Source organism: Leucobacter faecis (assembly GCF_054456635.2).
On record NZ_JBTJEP020000002.1, the window covers coordinates 110,474 to 128,091 of the forward strand.

At 64.0% G+C, this 17,618-nt stretch carries 16 protein-coding genes; 1 reads left to right on the plus strand and 15 read right to left on the minus strand.

The window, feature by feature from the left end; translation table 11 throughout:
* Positions 1-125: 125 nt before the first annotated feature.
* The 9 genes from fdxA to argC all read right to left on the minus strand — a co-directional run bounded on the left by fdxA (position 126) and on the right by argC (position 10,775).
* Positions 126-446 carry a ferredoxin gene (gene fdxA / locus ACXR2T_RS02220; RefSeq protein WP_458814891.1) on the minus strand — a complete coding sequence of 107 codons (321 nt, stop codon included), beginning with the start codon at positions 444-446 and terminating at the stop codon, positions 126-128.
* A 78-nt stretch (positions 447-524) separates the two neighbouring features.
* Positions 525-3,065, minus strand: a complete 2,541-nt coding sequence (locus ACXR2T_RS02225; RefSeq protein WP_458838273.1) for a glycoside hydrolase family 65 protein — start codon at positions 3,063-3,065, stop codon at positions 525-527.
* Positions 3,062-3,781 carry an HAD family hydrolase gene (locus ACXR2T_RS02230; RefSeq protein WP_458838272.1) on the minus strand — a complete coding sequence of 240 codons (720 nt, stop codon included), beginning with the start codon at positions 3,779-3,781 and terminating at the stop codon, positions 3,062-3,064. The genes ACXR2T_RS02225 and ACXR2T_RS02230 overlap by 4 nt, the downstream gene beginning before the upstream one ends.
* 3 nt (positions 3,782-3,784) lie before the next feature.
* Positions 3,785-4,699: a carbohydrate ABC transporter permease gene (locus ACXR2T_RS02235; protein WP_458838271.1), complete on the minus strand. Its 915-nt coding sequence runs from the start codon at positions 4,697-4,699 to the stop codon at positions 3,785-3,787.
* Positions 4,696-6,051: an ABC transporter permease gene (locus ACXR2T_RS02240; RefSeq protein WP_458838270.1), complete on the minus strand. Its 1,356-nt coding sequence runs from the start codon at positions 6,049-6,051 to the stop codon at positions 4,696-4,698. The genes ACXR2T_RS02235 and ACXR2T_RS02240 overlap by 4 nt, the downstream gene beginning before the upstream one ends.
* Before the next feature lie 7 nt (positions 6,052-6,058).
* Entirely contained in the window at positions 6,059-7,339 is a 1,281-nt protein-coding gene (locus ACXR2T_RS02245; protein WP_458838269.1) for an ABC transporter substrate-binding protein, read from the minus strand.
* A 262-nt stretch (positions 7,340-7,601) separates the two neighbouring features.
* Positions 7,602-8,504: an acetylglutamate kinase gene (gene argB / locus ACXR2T_RS02250; RefSeq protein ID WP_458838268.1), complete on the minus strand. Its 903-nt coding sequence runs from the start codon at positions 8,502-8,504 to the stop codon at positions 7,602-7,604.
* A gap of 2 nt (positions 8,505-8,506) precedes the next feature.
* The gene (gene argJ / locus ACXR2T_RS02255; protein ID WP_458838267.1) at positions 8,507-9,673 is read right to left on the minus strand and encodes a bifunctional glutamate N-acetyltransferase/amino-acid acetyltransferase ArgJ; all 1,167 of its coding nucleotides are present in this window, start codon (positions 9,671-9,673) and stop codon (positions 8,507-8,509) included.
* A 55-nt stretch (positions 9,674-9,728) separates the two neighbouring features.
* Positions 9,729-10,775: an N-acetyl-gamma-glutamyl-phosphate reductase gene (gene argC / locus ACXR2T_RS02260; RefSeq protein ID WP_458838266.1), complete on the minus strand. Its 1,047-nt coding sequence runs from the start codon at positions 10,773-10,775 to the stop codon at positions 9,729-9,731.
* 247 nt (positions 10,776-11,022) lie between these two features.
* On the opposite strand from argC, the gene ACXR2T_RS02265 reads away from it, so the two are divergent.
* Entirely contained in the window at positions 11,023-11,343 is a 321-nt protein-coding gene (locus ACXR2T_RS02265; protein ID WP_458814909.1) for a putative quinol monooxygenase, read from the plus strand.
* Positions 11,344-11,355: 12 nt separating this feature from the next.
* Here the strand turns inward: ACXR2T_RS02265 and ACXR2T_RS02270 are convergent, their stop codons facing one another.
* From ACXR2T_RS02270 to ACXR2T_RS02295, 6 genes are all read right to left on the minus strand, one after another.
* Positions 11,356-12,132 carry an enoyl-CoA hydratase gene (locus tag ACXR2T_RS02270; RefSeq protein ID WP_458838265.1) on the minus strand — a complete coding sequence of 259 codons (777 nt, stop codon included), beginning with the start codon at positions 12,130-12,132 and terminating at the stop codon, positions 11,356-11,358.
* Between the two features lie 52 nt (positions 12,133-12,184).
* Positions 12,185-13,321, minus strand: a complete 1,137-nt coding sequence (locus tag ACXR2T_RS02275) for a bifunctional 2-methylcitrate synthase/citrate synthase (RefSeq protein WP_458838264.1) — start codon at positions 13,319-13,321, stop codon at positions 12,185-12,187.
* 36 nt (positions 13,322-13,357) lie between these two features.
* The gene (prpB, locus tag ACXR2T_RS02280; RefSeq protein ID WP_458838263.1) at positions 13,358-14,269 is read right to left on the minus strand and encodes a methylisocitrate lyase; all 912 of its coding nucleotides are present in this window, start codon (positions 14,267-14,269) and stop codon (positions 13,358-13,360) included.
* Positions 14,269-15,804, minus strand: coding sequence for an MmgE/PrpD family protein (locus ACXR2T_RS02285; protein WP_458838262.1), 1,536 nt, complete (start codon positions 15,802-15,804; stop codon positions 14,269-14,271). The genes prpB and ACXR2T_RS02285 overlap by 1 nt, the downstream gene beginning before the upstream one ends.
* Positions 15,801-16,454 (minus strand): GntR family transcriptional regulator, encoded by a 654-nt coding sequence (locus ACXR2T_RS02290; RefSeq protein WP_458814919.1) that lies wholly within the window; start codon positions 16,452-16,454, stop codon positions 15,801-15,803. Before ACXR2T_RS02290 ends, ACXR2T_RS02285 begins: the two co-directional genes overlap by 4 nt.
* Positions 16,455-16,561: 107 nt before the next feature.
* Positions 16,562-17,476: a VOC family protein gene (locus tag ACXR2T_RS02295; protein WP_458838261.1), complete on the minus strand. Its 915-nt coding sequence runs from the start codon at positions 17,474-17,476 to the stop codon at positions 16,562-16,564.
* Between the last annotated feature and the right edge of the window lie 142 nt (positions 17,477-17,618).

Consider the following 17,618-nt stretch of genomic DNA (forward strand, 5'->3'; position numbering starts at 1 on the left):
ACGCGCCCATTTTCAGCACGTCCGCACACTAGGTTATCTTGACGTCAAACAAAATGCGATTTCATGACGATGGCGGCGCGCTTACGCGCGCCGCCAGAACACCTGATGTCTACTATTGACTCAAATTAGTCACCCTGAGGCGGAAGAGCCGCGACGACCGGGTGGTCGAAGGAGTACGGGCCCACCTTGGCGGCCCCACCCGGCGAACCGATCTCGTCGAAGAACTCGACGTTGGCTTTGTAGTAGTCGGCCCACTCGCTCGGCAGGTCATCCTCGTAGTAGATCGCTTCTACGGGGCACACCGGCTCGCACGCGCCACAGTCAACGCACTCGTCTGGGTGAATGTACAGCGCACGTTCGCCCTCGTAGATGCAGTCGACCGGGCACTCGTCAACGCAAGCTCTATCTTTTACGTCGACACACGGAAGAGCGATTACATAGGTCATGCCGCCCGCCTTTCACTTAAATGCGCGGAACCTCACCCGCGCGCCCATCCATCCTACTCTCGCGGCTCACCCTGTTTCTCAGTCGGGGTGGCGCGTCGGAATCACTGTCGTCACCGCCGGGATCTCTGCCGTGAGCGTGGGGATGACCCCCGTGTCACCCTCGCGCGGCAGCATGCCAGCCGAGAGCCCCGTGAACGGGCCAAGGTTGGGTCCCTGATCAGTGAGGGGGACGGTGGAATGCCGCCCCGGCGTCACGCGCACCGATTCGCCGCGCACCGTGACTGTCACCTCCGCGTCCCCCTCAAGAATCTCGAACGACATTTGTTCGCGTGCCAGTGTGACCCCTAGCCTGGCCCCCCGCCACGCGAGCGAAAACGTCAGCGAGTTCCAGTGCCTGGGCAGCCGCGGGTCAAAACTCAGTTTCCGTCCCGCGTCACGCATGCCCGCAAACCCCTGCACGAGCATCATCCACACGCCACCGGCAGACGCGACGTGCACACCATCGGCCGAGTTGTGGTGCAGGTCGTCAAGGTCGACCCGCAGCGCGTGGTCGAAGTAGCGATAGGCGAGGTCGGGGTATCCCACCTCGGCCGCGATAATTGACTGCACAACCCCCGAAAGCGTCGAATCACCCGTGGTAAGGGCGTCGTAGTATTCAAAGTCGCGCTGCTTCTCGGCCCTGCCAAACTCGTCACTCGCGAGCAGCAGCGCAAGCACCACGTCTGCCTGTTTGAGTACCTGAAAGCGGTAAATGACGAGCGGGTGAAAGTGCAATAGCAGCGGTTTTTGGTCTGCCGGCGTCGCTGCCAGGTCCCACACTTCCCGCTCGAGAAAGTGCGCGTCTTGCGGGTGAATGCCGAGCTCTTTCGAGTATGGAATCGCCATCGCCTCGGCAGCTTCCTCCCACGCCACCGCTTCGTCTGGCTCGATCGCGAGCCGCGCGACGAGCGCAGCGTATGCTTCGGGACGCTCAGTCGCGAGCCTGCGCACGACTTCGGCCGCGAAACGCAGGTTAAACCGCGCCATGGTGTTGGTGAATAGGTTGTCATTCACGACGGTGGTGTACTCGTCAGGCCCGGTAACCCCGTGAATGTGAAACGCTTCTTCACCGCCCGGGTCGGTGCGCCAGAACCCGAGCGAATACCACAGCCGCGCCGTTTCAATCGCGATATCGCAGGCACCCGTGACGAGGTACTCCAGGTCGCCGGTCGCCGAAACGTAGCGCGCGAGCGCGAAGGTCACGTCGGCGTTGATGTGATACTGCGCCGTGCCTGCCGCGTAGTAGGCGCTCGCCTCTTCACCGCCGATCGTGCGCCACGGAAACAGCGCGCCCCGCTCGTTCAGCTTCGCCGCGCGCAGCCTCGCCTGCGGCAGCATTTTCTCGCGCGACCGCAGCGCGTTGCGGGCCCACAGCGGTGTCGTATACGTGAGAAACGGCAGCACATAGATTTCTGAGTCCCAGAAGTAGTGCCCGCTGTATCCCGATCCGCTAAGCCCCTTGGCGGCGATACCGCGGCCGTCTGCGCGGGCCGCCGACTGCGCCAGTTGAAACAGATTCCACCTAATGGCCTGTTGCACTCCTGGCTCGGCGTCGACGCGCACGTCACTGCGGCTCCAAAACGCGTCGAGAAACTCGCGCTGCGTGTCCCAGCGCTTCTCTGGGGTTTCAGCCCGCGCCTGCGCGAGCGTGTGCGCGCATCGGTCAACAAGCTCAGACAGGGCCGCCGTCGATGACGAGTGATACGCCACCGTCTTCACAAGCTTGACCGTCACCCCCGCGCGGGCCACGCCCTGAAACACGTGACGTACCCGGTCAGGAGCGCGCTCAACGCTGCGACGCCACTCGCCGGCCTCCTCGGGCACACCCGCATCAAACTCGTGTTCCACGCCTACGCCGAGCCCCATGCCTGAGCCGGTCACCCGGTAACTCACGATGCTGCAGTCGCCCTCGTGTAACCCCGGACCCGCGTTCAAAATGCGCTCAGACAGCTGCTCAGTCTTGCGCGGGTCAGCGATTCCGTCTTCAGTCTCGGGCTGCTCGGTGCGCACGCGCCCCAGATCCTGCCTGTTCAATAGCAGGCTCGAAACCGTGAGGTCGGCGTCTGCGTCAAGCACGGTCACTCGCATCTCAGTCGTCACGAGGTGCCGCGACGCAAACGACACCATGCGCCGCGTCTCGACGCGCACCCGTTTGCCCGTGGGCGTGAGCCACAAGAGCGACCTGGTCAGGGTGCCGGCCTGCAGGTCAAGGATGCGGGTGACGTCCAAAATGTCGGCTGAGCGCAGGTTCAGCCGTTCATCATCGACATAGATGCGCATCGTCTTCGCGTCGGGCACGTTCACGATCGTCTGGCCCTGCTCGGCAAACCCGTAGGCATTTTCGGCGTGCTGAATGCGCCAGGTCTCATGAAACCCGTTAATAAAGGTGCCGTGGCTGCCCAGCGGCAGCCCCTCCTCGTGATTGCCTCGCAGGCCCAGGTACCCATTGCCGAGCGAGAGCAGGGTCTCATCTTGCCCAGCAAGATCCGGATCAATGCCCTGCAGCACGAGCCGCCACGGATCGTCACCGAAATCGCGCCGCAGCTCATTGATGGGACCACTGAGCGGCTCTGCGTTCATTTGATCAGCTCCTCAAGATCTGCCACTACGAGGTGGGCGCCCGCCTGTTCGAGGGCGGCGCGGCCCGCGCCGCGATCGACGCCAACGACAAACCCAAAGCCGCCTTCGCGTGCCGCCGTCACCCCCGATTCTGCGTCTTCGTACACGACCGTGCGGGCGGGCAGCATGCCTAAGAGCTCGGCGCCGCGCACAAACGTGTCGGGCGCGGGTTTACCCGGCAGTCCCTCGAGTGCCGCCCGCTCACCGTCGACGATGGCGTCGAAGCGCTCGTGCACTCCCGCTGCCCTGAGCACCTGTTCGGCGTTACGCGAGCTCGACACGATACCGAGCGGCTTGCCCTGCCTGGCAAGCTGATGCATGAGCAGCAGCGAACCTGGGTATGCCTCAATACCATCGCGCTCGAGCACCTCACCGAAACGCGCGTTCTTGAGGTTGCCCACCCCCGTGACGCTCGTAAGGCCCACATCGCCTGTCTCACCGTCTGGCAAGCTAATACCGCGCGCAGCGAGCAGCGTCGCCACCCCCGCAAAGCGGGGTAATCCGTCAAGGTAGGCAAAGTATTCTTCGTCGCGGTAGGGCGCGAGCCCTAAGACGTCAAACAGCTCATTAAACGTTTCGCGCCAGGCGCGCCGGTGCAGCACAACCGTGGGCGTGATCACCCCGTCAAGGTCGAAGAGGTGAGCGTCAAAACCGTCAATCACAGATGGTCCTTTCATGGGCTATTTTTGTGAGCCCGCGAGCATGGCATTTACGAAGTAGCGTTGAAAAGCGAAGAACACGATGAGCGGCACCACCATCGACAGAAACGCCCCTGCCGAGAGCACATCGATGTTGGCACCGAACTGGCGCAGCTGAGACTGAATCGCCACGGTGAGCGGCTGTGACTCGGAGTTCGTGAAGATCAGGGCGACGAGCATGTCGTTCCAGGTCCACAGAAACTGGAAAATTGCGAGCGAGGCGATTGCGGGCAGCGCGAGCGGCAGCATGATACGCCCAAAGATGATCCACTCGGGGGCGCCGTCAATGCGCGCCGCTTCGAGTAGTTCGTCGGGTACCTGAGTAAAGAAGTTGCGCAGCAAGAAAATCGCAAACGGCAACCCAAACGCGGTGTGAAACAGCACGACGCCGAGCACGCTGCCAAAGATTCCGAGCGTGCCAAACAGTCGCGCCAGCGGAATCAGAGCGACCTGCACGGGCACCGCGAGCAGCACGATCACCGCGATGAACAGCCAGTCGCGGCCGGGAAAATGCAGCCACGCGAACGCGTACGCTGCGAGCGAGCCGATGAGCACCACCAGCAGGGTGGCGGGCACCGCGATCACGATCGTGTTCCAAAATGAGCCCGTGATCGTGGGATTATGCAACAGGTTGGCGTAGTTCTGTAGCGTCAGCTCGGCGGGCTTGGTGAGCACCGTCCACCAGCCGCTCGCGGCGTTGTCTGCGCCACTGCGAAACGAAGTCAACAGCAGCCCCAGTGTCGGCACCAACCAAAACACGGCAAGGACCACCATCACCAGATTCACCACGCCGCGGCTGAGGCGCCCAGCAACACGAGCAGCGACGCTCTGCTTGACAGGGTCTCGCTTCACGGGGTTTCGCTTCACGGGAGGGTCTGACACCGCGCGATGAGTCATCGTGATCGTTCCTCCTTAAACCGGCGCACATTAATGATCATGGAGGGCAGCACGAGAATGAGCAGCAGAATCGCGAGCGCGGAGCCGAGCCCCTGGTTTGCGCCGCCGCCAAACGAGACCGTCCACATCTCAACCGCGATCACGTTGGCCGCGGGCTTTGACGCTCCCGGCGGAATCACGTACACGAGGTCGAAGATCTTGAGCACATTGATGATCAGCGTGACGAGCACCACGACCAGCACGGGCGACAAGAGCGGTGCGGTGATGCGCGAGAAGACCTGCCACTCGTTCGCCCCGTCGGTGCGGGCCGCCTCTTGCAGCGACCTATCCATCGCCGACAGCCCAGACGCGATCATCACCATCGCAAACCCGGCCCAGATCCACACGTACGACAGGATCACGACCACGTTGATGAACGTCGAGCTGAGCCACGACACTCCCTGCGGCCCAGCACCAAAGTTTGCGGCGGGCAGCGCGACCCGGTAACTCTCCCCCGGCTCGAGCCCGTCGATAACGTATTCCCCGCCCGCCCCGGTCGTGGCGTAGCCCCGAATCGAACCGTCTGTCGCGACGGCGTCGACGCGCACCCCGGGCAGCCCCTTCTTGCCCGCTTCGAGCGCGCCATCGGTGCCCCCGCCGCCGCGCACCACATCAAGAAACACGGTGCCCGTGACCTGCCTATCGCTGGGCTCGGCCGCGGGCCGTGCGTCGGTGGCCTGATCCGGCACTTCGCTTTGCCTGATGCCGGTGAGCGGAAAGTTCAGTTGACCGCCCGCCGCCACCGGATCGGACGCAAAGATAATGCCGCCGTCGGCGTCGAGCCCCTGGCCCTGGCGCGCTTTGGCGCCGGGAAAGCTCGATTGCTCGCTGAACGCGCTTTGCACGCCCACGATGGCGGCGTTCACGACGCCGAGCTTGGGGCTCTCTTGAAACATGCCGCGAAAGATGACGCCGGCTGCGAGCATCGAGATCGCCATCGGCATGAAGACGATGAGCCGAAACGCGGTCTTCCAGCCGAGCTTCTCGACGAGCACTGCGAGCAGCAGCCCGATGATCGTGACCGTCACCGGCACGATCAACACCCACATCAGGTTGTTACGAATGGCGGTGAACGTCGAGTCGTTCGTGAACATGGTCACATAGTTGTTCCACCCGGCGAAGCTGGCGCCGCTCTTGTCATAGAAGGAACGGATCACGGTGTAGATGATCGGGTAGGCGACGAACGCCCCGAGAAACACGAGCGCAGGCCCGAGGAACGAGGCGATCAGTAGCCACCGCCCCCACCGGCCGTGGCCGCGCACACTGCGCGCGCGGCCACGCACCGAGATGGGAACGGTCTGGGTGCGGCTCATGGCGGGCCTAGTAGGCGGCCTTGGCTGCAGCTTCGAGGCGCTCGGCGGTGCCGTCGACGTCTGCCGGATCCTGGTAGAACTTGATCATTTCTTGCCAGAAGCCCTGGCCTGGGGTGCCACCAAACGCGCTCGGAGTCAGGTCAGACATGTCAAACCTGAAGTCCTTGGCGCCGGTGAGCGCCTCGGCGATCTGCTTCGCCGTGGCATCGGGATACAGCGACGTGTCGACGGCGTTGTTGGGCGAGGTAAGGCCGCCAAGCGGCACCCACACCTCGGCAGACGCGGGCGACGCGAGAAACTCCATCAGCGCCGTGGTCGCCTTGCCGTCGTCGAACTGCACGGCGACGTCACCGCCGCCCACGACGGCCGGTTCAGAGCCGTCGACGGCCGGGAAATCGTAGAACAGTGCGTTCTTGCCCACGACCGAGTTGCCGTCTGCCGTAATGTTGCCGGCGACGAAGTCACCCTCGAACACGGTGCCGGCCTTGGGGTCTGCGCCAAACACTTCAGTCACGCTCGTCGGAAAGTCACGCTGGTCGCCGCCCGGCTGCACGAGGTCGGTGCCCCACAGGCTGGCAAGCACCTTCAACGCGTCCTTCACCGAGTCATCGGTCCAGGGGATCTCGTGGTTGGTGAGCTGGTCGTACTTCTCGGTGCCCGCCGAGCGCAGGTAGACGTTCTCGAACCAGTCGGTGAGCGGCCAGCCGACGTCGGCGCCCACCGAGACGCCGTAGTAGCCCGCGTCGGTGATGAGCTGCAGCTGGTCGAGAAAGCCGTCCCAGTCCTTGGGCGCTTCGGCACCGGCCTCATCGTAGATGTCTGCGTTGTACCACACGGTCGATTTGTTGGCCGCCTTGAACCACACGCCGAAAAGCTTGCTGTCGACCGTGCCCAGGTCGATCCACGACTGCGAGTAGTTCTTCTTGACTGCGTCTGCGACGCTGTCGCCCACCGGTACGATGCTGCCCTCTTTGGCGAGCGATTGCATGAGGGCGGGCTGTCCCACGATCGCCACGTTGGGTGGTGAGCCGCCCTCGAGTTGGCCGCTGATGTAGGTGGGGCCGTTGTCGCCGAAGCTCGTGTAGTTGACCTTCGCGCCCGTCTCGTGCTCGAATTCTTTGAGCACCGCCTTGAAGTTCTTCTCTTCATCGCCCGACCAGGCGGCAGCCACCTCGAGCGTTTCGCCCGACAGCGAGTCACCGCCCGCGGGAGTGTCGCTGCCGCCGGCATCACCGCCGCCCGATGAACAGCCGGTGATGAGGAGCGCCGCCGCGGCGACACCGGCCATTGCCTGTAACGCTCGTCGCCTTCGATGGGGGCGGCGCGCTTGATGCGAAGTAAAGCCTTGAAAACTCATTGTGCTCTCCCGTCATCTGATCTGCTGATCCGGGGCCAAGGCTGGAGCTTCGCCCCTTCAAAGCGACGCCGCTTGGTTACGTGCTCCCCTCGCGTGGCGAGCAGCGTTGCCTCTGTCTGCGAGGCTACGCCCCAACGACGTAGCCTCGCAACCCTTGTAGAAGGCGCTCAGATGAGATAACGGGTGAGACGGGTTACGGCGTTACTTCGGTGCCGATGCCGTGCTCGGTGAAGATCTCGAGCAGCACCGAGTGTGGCTCGCGACCGTCAATGATGGCCGCTTTCGAGACGCCCCCGCGCACCGCGTCGAGGCAGGCGCGCATCTTGGGGATCATGCCTGACTCAAGGCTCGGCAGCATATTCTCAAGCTCTGCCGTGGTGAGCGATGACACGAGCGAGTCACGGTCGGGCCAGTTGGCGTAGAGCCCCGCCACGTCGGTGAGAATCACGAGCTTCTCGGCCCCCAGCGCGGCTGCGAGCGCCCCCGCCGCCGCGTCGGCGTTCACGTTGAGGGAGTCGCCAGGGCGGTCGCGGTCGGGGGCGATCGACGAGACGACGGGAATCAGCCCCGCGTCGAGCAAGGCGAGCACGGGTTCGACGCGCACGTCAACCACGTCACCCACGAGCCCCAGATCGACCATTTCGCCGTCAACCTCGATGGGGTCGCGGCGGCGGCCGATAAAGAGGCCGGCGTCTTCGCCCGTCGTGCCCGCGGCGAGTGGGCCATGGGCGTTGATCTCGTCGATCAGCTCGGGGTTCACTTTGCCCGTAAGGACCATGCGCACCACGTCCATCGCCTCGGGGGTCGTGACGCGGTAGCCGCCCTTAAACTCGCTCTCGATGCCGAGCCTGGCGAGCATCGCGTTGATCTGCGGGCCGCCGCCGTGCACAATGACGGGGCGAATACCCGTGTGCCGTAGGTACACCACGTCTTCGGCGAAGGCCTTCAAAAGCGCCTCGTCGACCATGGCGTTGCCGCCAAATTTGATGACCATAATGCGGTCACGAAACTTCTTGAGCCACGGCAGCGACTCGATGAGCACCCGCGCTTTGGCCTTGGCCTCGGCGTGATCGAGGGTATGCGTCGTCGTCGTCATATCTAGCTCGAGTACGCGCTGTTCTCGTGCACGTAGTCGTGCGTGAGGTCGTTCGTGCGAATCGTTGCGGTCGCGTCGCCCGCGAACAGGTTAATCTCGACGTGTGTGCGGCGCGGCTTCAGGTCGCAATCGGTCACGGGCCGGTCAGGAGCACCCGCGTGGCACAGGCGCACCCCGTTGAACGACACGTCTACCTGGTACGGGTCGAAGGCCGCCTCGGTGGTGCCGATCGCGGCGAGCACGCGACCCCAGTTGGGATCATTGCCGAAGATCGCGGCCTTGAACAGGTTGTTGCGCGCCACCGAGCGGCCCACCTCGACGGCGTCGGCGACCGACGCGGCCCCGAGTACTTCGATATCAATGTCGTGGCTCGCGCCCTCGGCGTCGGCCTGCAGCTGCGCGGCGAGGCTGTCACACACCCCCGCGAGGGCAGCGGCAAACTCGGCCTCGTCGGGGGTCACACCCGACGCACCGCTGGCCAACAGTGTCACCTGGTCGTTCGTCGACATGCAGCCGTCTGAGTCGAGCCGGTCGAAGCTCGCCCCTGTCGCGCCACGCAGCGCCCGGTCAAGTGCTTCGTCGCTCAGCACCGCATCGGTGGTGATGACAACGAGCATCGTGGCGAGCCCGGGGGCGAGCATGCCCGCACCCTTCGCCATCGCGCCGATCGTCCAACCTGCCCCTTCGTGCACGGCGGTCTTTTCGACCGAGTCGGTCGTGAGAATCGCGGCGGGGGCGGTCTGGTCGTCTGCCGCGAGCGCTGCCGCGAGCGCGGGCACGTTGTTTACGATCTTGTCGCGAAAGGTCTGGTCGCCGGTGCCGATGAGGCCGGTCGAGCACACGAGCACGCTGCCTGCGTCGAGGCCGTCGATCCCCTCGACTGCCGCCGCAACGGCTTCGGCGGTGAGACGGGTGGTCTCGTAGCCAAAGTCACCGGTGAAGCAGTTCGCGCCCCCCGAGTTGAGCACGATGGCGCGGGCCGCCCCGTCGCGCGCGACCTTGCGGCTCCACAGAATGGGGTTCGCCTGCGCTCGGTTCGTGGTGAAAACCACGGCGCTTGCGGGCGCGGGCCCGTCGTTGACGACGAGCGCCAGGTCTGGCTTACCCGTGCTCTTGAGTCCTACGGCGATGCCTGCCGAACGGAAGCCCTGCGGTGTGGTGACGGTCACGATGCTTCTTTCTTGAGTCTGCGTATGTCGATGCGGTCTGGGAGGTTGGGGGCGTTTACGGCGCGACGCCGTTGACGCTGAGCCCGGTCGTTTCGGGCAGGCCGAGCGCGATGTTCGCCGACTGAATCGCGGCGCCCGCGGTGCCCTTGGCGAGGTTATCGAGCGCGGCGACGACGACGACGCGACCCGCGGCTTCGTCGACCGCGAGCCCCATGAGGCAGGTGTTGGCGCCCACGGTGTCGGCGGTGCGCGGAAAGATCCCCTCGGGCAGCACGTGTACGAACGGTTCGTCGGCGTACGCACTCTCCCATGCGGCGCGCACGTCGGCGGCGCTCGTGCCGGGCACGAGCTTCGCGGTCGAGGTCGCGAGAATACCGCGGCTCATGGGTACGAGCACAGGAGTGAAGCTGATCGTCGGCTCGCTCTTGGCGCCCGCGCCGCGCAGCCCCTGCTTGATCTCGGGGATGTGGCGGTGCGTGCCGCCCACGGCGTAGGGGTTCGCGGTGCCCATGAGTTCGGCGCCCAGCAGGTGGGTCTTTGCGGCTTTGCCCGCGCCCGACGGGCCGACGGCGAGCACGCTCACAATATCTTCGGGCTCGATCACGCCCGCCGCGATGCCCGGCGCGAGCGACAGTGCCACAGTCGAGGCGTTACAACCCGGCGCCGCAATGTGGGTGGCGTCCGCAAGCCGGTCGCGCTGTTTTGATCCGGATCGAAGGAGCTCAGGAACCCCGTACGTCCAGGCACCGTGGTGTTCACCGCCGTAAAATTCGGCCCAGTCAGCGGCCGATTCGAGCCGGTGATCGGCGCCGCAGTCGACAGCGAGGCGCACGTTCGTAAGCTGCTCGGTGAGCGCGCCCGACGCGCCGTGGGGCAGCGCGAAGAACACGATGTCGTGACCATCAAGAACCTCAGGCGTGGTCGCCTGCAGCGTGAGGTGCGCGAGCGACCGAAGGTGCGGCTGCGACTCGATGAGCGGGCGGCCCGCGCTCGAGTGCCCCGTCACCGTCGTGATCTCAAACTCAGGGTGCGCAGCGAGCAGTCGCAGCAGCTCGCCTCCCGCATAGCCCGAGGCTCCGGCAACTGCAACGCTGTAAGTCATCGACGCACCTTTCTGGCGGGCCCTGAGTCAGCCCGCGCACGCAACCCTTCTATTGTGGCACCTTCGCGCGGCTAGGCTTGAACTCACGACTTAGAGGTCGCGTCCATAGACGGTCGTCATTCTGCGCGCAGTCGCAGAATCTAGTACGTGGATCCTGCGACTCCTCCGTCGCGCAGGATGACGAATCCATCATATTGGCGCAAGCTCTTATTCACGTATTGTCACGTTTTTTGAAGGGACTAGAACCATGTATTTCATCACCGTTAAGTTTGCCGTGAAGCCCGAGAGCGCCGAGGCCTGGCCCGAGATTGTGCGCGAGTTCACCGAGGCGACGCGCGCCGAACCCGGCAATCTCTGGTTCGACTGGTCACGCAGCGTCGAAGACGCAAACGAGTACGTGCTCGTTGAAGCGTTCACCGACGAGGGGGCGGGCCCGCACGTGCAGAGCGACCACTTCGCCAAGGGCCTTGAGTCGATGCGCCCGCACCTCGTGTCAACACCGCAGATCATTTCGCGCCAGATTGAAGGAACAGGCTGGGACGCGATGGGCGAGCTGCAGATCGGCTAACTGGACCTAGACCTACCGGTGCGTGAAGTTGGGCGTGCGCTTCTCGGCGAAGGCGCGCATGCCCTCCTTCTGGTCAACGGTTGCGAACGCGGCCGCGAACGCTTGGCGTTCGAACCGCAGCCCCTCACTCAGGGGCATTTCTTGTGCCGCCTGCAGCGCGTCCTTTGCGGCGTACACCGCCGGCAGCGACTTTGACGCGATCGTTTCGGCGACCTTGGCCGCCTCTTCGAGCAGGTCGGCCGCGGGCACCACGCGTGACACAAGACCCGAGCGCTCGGCTTCTTCTGCCCCCATCATGCGCCCGGTGAGCACCATTTCGGCCGCCTTATACTTGCCGATCGCGCGCGGCAACCGCTGCGAGCCGCCGAAGCCGGGCAGCACTCCGAGATTAATCTCGGGCTGCCCGAACTTCGCCGTGTCAGCCGCCAAAATGATGTCGCACATCATCGCGAGTTCGCAGCCACCGCCCAGCGCAAACCCCGCCACCGCCGCGATCACGGGGGTGCGCAGCCGTTCAAACCCGCCCCAGGCCGGAAACGGCCCGCCGAGGTACATCTCTGAGTAGCCGAGCTCGGCCATCTCCTTGATATCGGCCCCCGCCGCGAAGGCGCGCTCTGATCCGGTGAGCACGATCGCGCCGATACCGGGGTCAGCGTCGAACGCGAGTGCGGCCTCGATGAGTTCACGCACGAGCTCGCCGCTGAGCGCGTTGAGCGCTTCGGGGCGGCGCAGCGTGATGGTCGCTACGCGGCCCTTCGTCTCGGTCACAATGCACTGGTACTCGGTCATGGCGGGTCCTCTCTGACTGCTGGTTACGCTACTCCACGCTACCGTGCCAACGCTACGTGGCCGGTACGTGGCGCTCTTCAACGCCGTTGTATGCCGACAGCGGGCGAATCAGAGCGTTCGCGGCAGCCTGCTCCATAATGTGCGCTGTCCACCCTGTGACACGCGACGCGATGAACAGCGGCGTGAAGATCTCGGTGTCAAACCCGAGCAGGTGGTACGCTGGCCCCGACGGGTAGTCGAGGTTGGGGTAGATACCTTTGCGCTCAACGAACTCGCGCTCGAGCTTGTCGTAGAGCTCAGCTAGATCCGTACGGCCAGACTCTTCGAGCAGCACGTCGAGTGCCGCCTTCATGGTCGGCACACGCGAGTCGCCGTGTTTGTAGACACGATGACCGAACCCCATGATCTTGCGCTTGTGGGCAAGCGCCTCCTCAAGCCAGGGCTCGACCCGGTCGGCCGAGCCGATCTCGGTCATAATGTGCATGACCGCCTCATTGGCACCGCCGTGCAGCGGCCCCTTCAACGCCCCAATGCCTCCCACGACCGCCGAGTACAGGTCAGAAGTGGTCGACGCGATGACGCGCGCCGTGAACGTCGACGCGTTAAACGAGTGCTCGGCGTACAGCACCATCGACACGCGAAACACGTCGATGGCTGCCTGCGAGGGCAGTTCCCCAAATGTCATCCACAAGAAGTTGGCCGAGTAGTCGAGGTCGTCGCGCGGTTCAATCGGAGCGAGCCCGCGCCTGCGCCGCTGCACCGCCGCCACAATGGTGGGCAGCTGCGCGAACAGGTAGATTGCCCGGCCCAGGTCGAGCGTGGCGTCTGTCCACCCACCCGGCCGGTCGAGGGTCTCATCGAACGTGCCCAGCTGGCTGACAGCGGTACGCACGATATCCATCGGATGCGCGGTGACCGGCATCGTATCGAGTAGCGCGTGCGTGCGTGCGTCGAGCGAGCGCAGTGCGCGCTCCTGCTGCTCGAACTCTTTGAGCTGAGCGGGCGTGGGCAGCTCGCCGTGCCACAGCAGGTAGGCGACAGCCTCAAACGACTGGCTCGCCGCCAGCTCTTGTACCGGGTATCCCCGATAGAGCAGGCTATTCGTCTCGGGGTTCACCTTCGAGATCGCGGTGTAGTCAACGACGACCCCGGCGAGTCCCTTTTTAATCTCAATTGTTGTCTCGGCCATGATTGCTCCTTTGCATTGGCGGCGACTAAGGCGAGCTTAGCGCTGTACCTCGAAGTTAAACACGCTGGTATCAAAGCTGTTGTACGACTCGTAATCGATCAGGTCGTACAGGTCGGCGCGGTGTTGCATCTCGCCGAGTTTGGCCCGCAGGTGGCCCTCAGCGTTCAGCTCATCAAGCGCCCGACCGGTCGCCCCCATAGCGATGCGCAGCATCGACACGGGCCAAATCACGATGTTCACGCCCACGTCTGCGAGCTGCTGTGACGAGAACAGTTCACTCTTACCAAACTCGGTCATGTTCGCGAGGATTGGCACGTCGAGCGCGTTACGCATCGCCTCAAACTCTGCGAGTGTACGCATTGCCTCGGGAAAGATCGAGTCGGCGCCGGCATCGACGAGCGCTTTCGCTCGGTCAATCGCGAGCTTCAGCCCTTCCTCCCCCGGCGCGGTGGCGCGCATGTCAGTGCGCGCCATGATCAGAAAGTTGGGGTCGCGGCGAGCATCGACCGCCGCACGAATGCGCTTGAGCGCGGTCGCCTCGTCAACGACCGATTTGCCGTCCAGGTGACCGCAGCGCTTAGGGTTGATCTGGTCTTCAATGTGCGCGCCCGCAAGCCCGGCGTCTTCGAGCTCCTGAATTGTGCGGGCGACGTTCATCGGCTCACCAAAACCGGTGTCGGCGTCAATAATGGCGGGCAGATCGGTCATGCGGGCGATCTGCTTGCCGCGCCCCGCCACTTCACTGAGGGTCGTGAGTCCAATGTCGGGCAGCCCCAGATCGGCAGACAGCACCGCCCCCGAGATGTAGACACCGTCGAATCCCTTTTGCGCGATGAGCCTGGCCGACAGCGGGTTAAATGCCCCCGGAAAGCGCAGCAGCTCGCCGCTGGCAAGCCGTTCTCGAAAGTTACGGCGCTTCGCCTCGGCTGTGGTTTGTGCGTAGAGCATTAGAAGAGCCCCTTCGGGCCAGCGGCCAGGTCGATTACGCCGGGCTTAGCGACGATGTTGAGCTCGCGCACCTCTGCCGCCGTGAGCTCGGGCAAGCGCTGCACGAGCTCCAGGAACCGCTCGATCTCGGCGGGCTCGAGCACGGGCTCTGCCAGCAGCCTGAACTTGGCAATGTAGTTTGCGCGCACAAACGGCCGGGCGCCCAGCGGGTGCGCGTCTGCCACCGCAATCTCGTCGGTGATGATGCTGCCGTCGGTGAGGGTGATCTCAACACGACCGCCAAATGCCTTCTCGGCCGGGTCTTCGGAGTGGTAGCGGCGCGTCCATTCCTTGTCCTCCGCCGTCGTAATCTTGTGCCACAGCTCGACCGTATCGGCGCGACCGGCACGTTCTGGCGTGTACGAGTCGACGTGGTGCCAGCCACCGTCTTGCAGCGCCACCGCGAAGATGTACGGGATCGAGTGATCGAGGGTTTCGCGCGTGGACTGCGGGTCGTACTTCTGCGGGTCGTTTGCGCCCGATCCGATCACGTTGTGCGTGTGGTGGCTCGTGTGAATAACGATGCTCTGCACATTAGCGGGGTCAACCAGCTCAGGGTGCGCGCCGTTCAGCTTGCGTGCCAGGTCGATCAGTGCTTGCGCCTGGTACTCGGCCGAGTGCTCCTTCGTATACGAGTCGAGGATCGCACGCTTAGACTCCCCCGCCGCGGGCAGCGGCACACTGTACGAGGCCTCAGGTCCGTCGAGCAGCCACGCGATCACACTGTCTTCGCCCTCGTAAATGGGGCTCGGCGAGGTTTGACCGCGCATTGCACGGTCAACAGCTTCAACCGCCATCTTGCCGGCGAACGCGGGGGCGTGCGCCTTCCACGTGGAGATCTCGCCCTTACGGCTCTGACGTGTGGTGGTGGTGGTGTGCAGCCCCTGGCTAACCGCCTGGTAAATCGTCTCGGCGTCAAGACCAAGCATCGTGCCGATGCCCGCCGCGGCCGACGGCCCAATATGCGCAATGTGATCAATCTTGTGCTTGTGCAGGCAGATCGAACGCACCAGGTCCATCTGGATTTCATACCCGGTCGCGATGCCGCGCATCAGGGCAAGGCCGTCGCTACCCGCGTGCTGCGCAACCGCCAGGATCGGCGGAATATTGTCGCCCGGGTGTGAGTACTCGGCTGCCAGGAAGGTGTCGTGATAGTCCAGTTCACGCACGGCCACACCGTTCGTCCACGCCGCCCACTCGGGGCTCGTGCGGCTCGCGTCCTGCGTTCCGTCGATGCCGAAGATGCTCGATCCGGATCCCCCGCGTGAAACTGGGTGCGAAAGAGCCTGGGCGCGCGAGGCGACGATCGGGCCGCGCGTGAGTGATGCCGCGGCTACCGAGGCGTTATCGATGATGCGGTTGATGATCATCTCGGCGACGTCTTCGTCGACGGCAACCGGGTCCGCAGCGACCTCGGCGATCTTCCAGGCGAGCTGGTCTTCCTTGGCCAGGTGCTCTTCACTCTTGTAGACGCGAACGTGGTGTGAAACAGTCATTGTGTTCCTTCCGGGGTGGGGTTATTGATGGACTGCAGAATCGCCTCGAGGGCGTTGTGCAGGTGGACATGGGTGGCGTGCGCTGCGAGCTCTTGATCGCCTGAGGCGATGGCTGAGGCGATGAGGGCGTGCTCGCGCACAGACGTGCGCAGCCGCGCTGTGTTATCGCGGGCGAGGCTGCGGGCGCGCACCAGGTGCGTGCGCACGGTACGCAGCGCCTGGGCCAGGTAAGCATTGCCAGCGGCCGCATCGAGCTCGGTGTCAAAGCGGGCGATGAGGGCATAATAAGCGTCGGTGTTGGCGCCGCCGCTCGCGGGCTGAGCTGTTTCGAAGTCTGCCGCGAGCTTCGCAAACACTTCTGGCTTGCCCTTGCGCGCCGCGGCGCGAGCGGCGGTCTCTTCGAGCGCCCGCCGGGCCTCAAACAGGTCACGAATATCGCTCGCGTCAAACCCTGCGACGACAAGCACACGGGCTGACTGCTGCTTGACGAGGCCGTCTGCCACGAGCCGCGAGATCGCCTCGCGCATGGGCGTGCGACTCACGCCCAGGCGTTCTGCCTGTTCAACCTCAGCGATCACCGCCCCTGGGGCGTGCAGGCCACCCTGGATTTCTTCCAGAAGTGTGGCATACGCTCGATCGCTGGCTCGCACTGGGGGCTCCCTTCAACACCCTCAGTGTATACATAGAGGCCACTTCGGTGCAATAGCGCGACTCAGTGGAGCGATTGTGTATACGCTTTATGGCCTTTGTTGCTTCATCACAGCTCAGCAATCACGAGCTTTTTCATCTCGAGCATGCGTTCAAACGCCCCCTCGTGCGACATGAGCTCGCCCATATTTGCTGGGATGATCTGCCAGCTGACGCCAAACTTGTCTGCAAGCCAGCCGCACTGTTCGGCCTCGGGTACGTCCGACAACCTGCCCCAAAGCCGATCGATCTCTGCCTGGTCTGCGCACTGCACCTCGAGTGAAACACCGCAGGTGAACGAAAACTCCTGCGCTACGCCCGAGTCCATGAGCGCGAACCACTGGTCGCCGATGCGCAGCTCTGCATACATGAGGGCGTCTGCCGTTGCTGGCCCTGTCGCGGCACCGTATGGGAATGTTGCGCCGGGCTCTGCATCTTCAAACACCGAAGAGTAGAACGCAAGGGCTTCGGAGGCGCGGTTCTGAGCTTCGCCGCCAAACATGAGCACGGGCACGACGTGAGGCCGTGCCTCTCCTGTCCCATCACCGAGCGCGAGTTGCCAGCTCACACCGTAGCGATCTTCTACCCAGCCGTAGCGTGGACTAAACGGGTACTCGTCGAGAGGCATAAGGACTTTGCCCTCCGCGCCCAGTGCGCTCCAGGTTGATTCGAGGCGATCCTCTGCCGGGCCCGCCCCGCCGAATAGAACTGGATCAAAGTTCAACATGAACGAGATCGATGGGTTCGGAGAAAATTCGTCGCCCGCGTTGATGAGAGAAAGGTGAAACTTCTCACCTGCGGGGTCGGGGATGTCGACACCAACGGTCAGCGCACACCCCGCGAAGTCTCGTTGAAAGTCGAGCAATCCGGTTTCGGGATAGCGTGACTCGACCTCGTATGAGGCCCCCGCAAAGGCGGCGGCGTAGAACGCGCCAGCTTCTTCGGCGTGGCGCGTATTCCAAATGTTTGGGACGATCTTCTGCATGATTCCTCCACCACCCGTTCGGGATTGTGCGGAGGCGGCGTCTCCGCTCGCGGCCAAGACTACTCGCTTCACATCAACCGCGAAACGGTCATCTTGGCACTTGTCAAAGCGCGCTTTCAGGCGCAGAATCAATGACATTCAT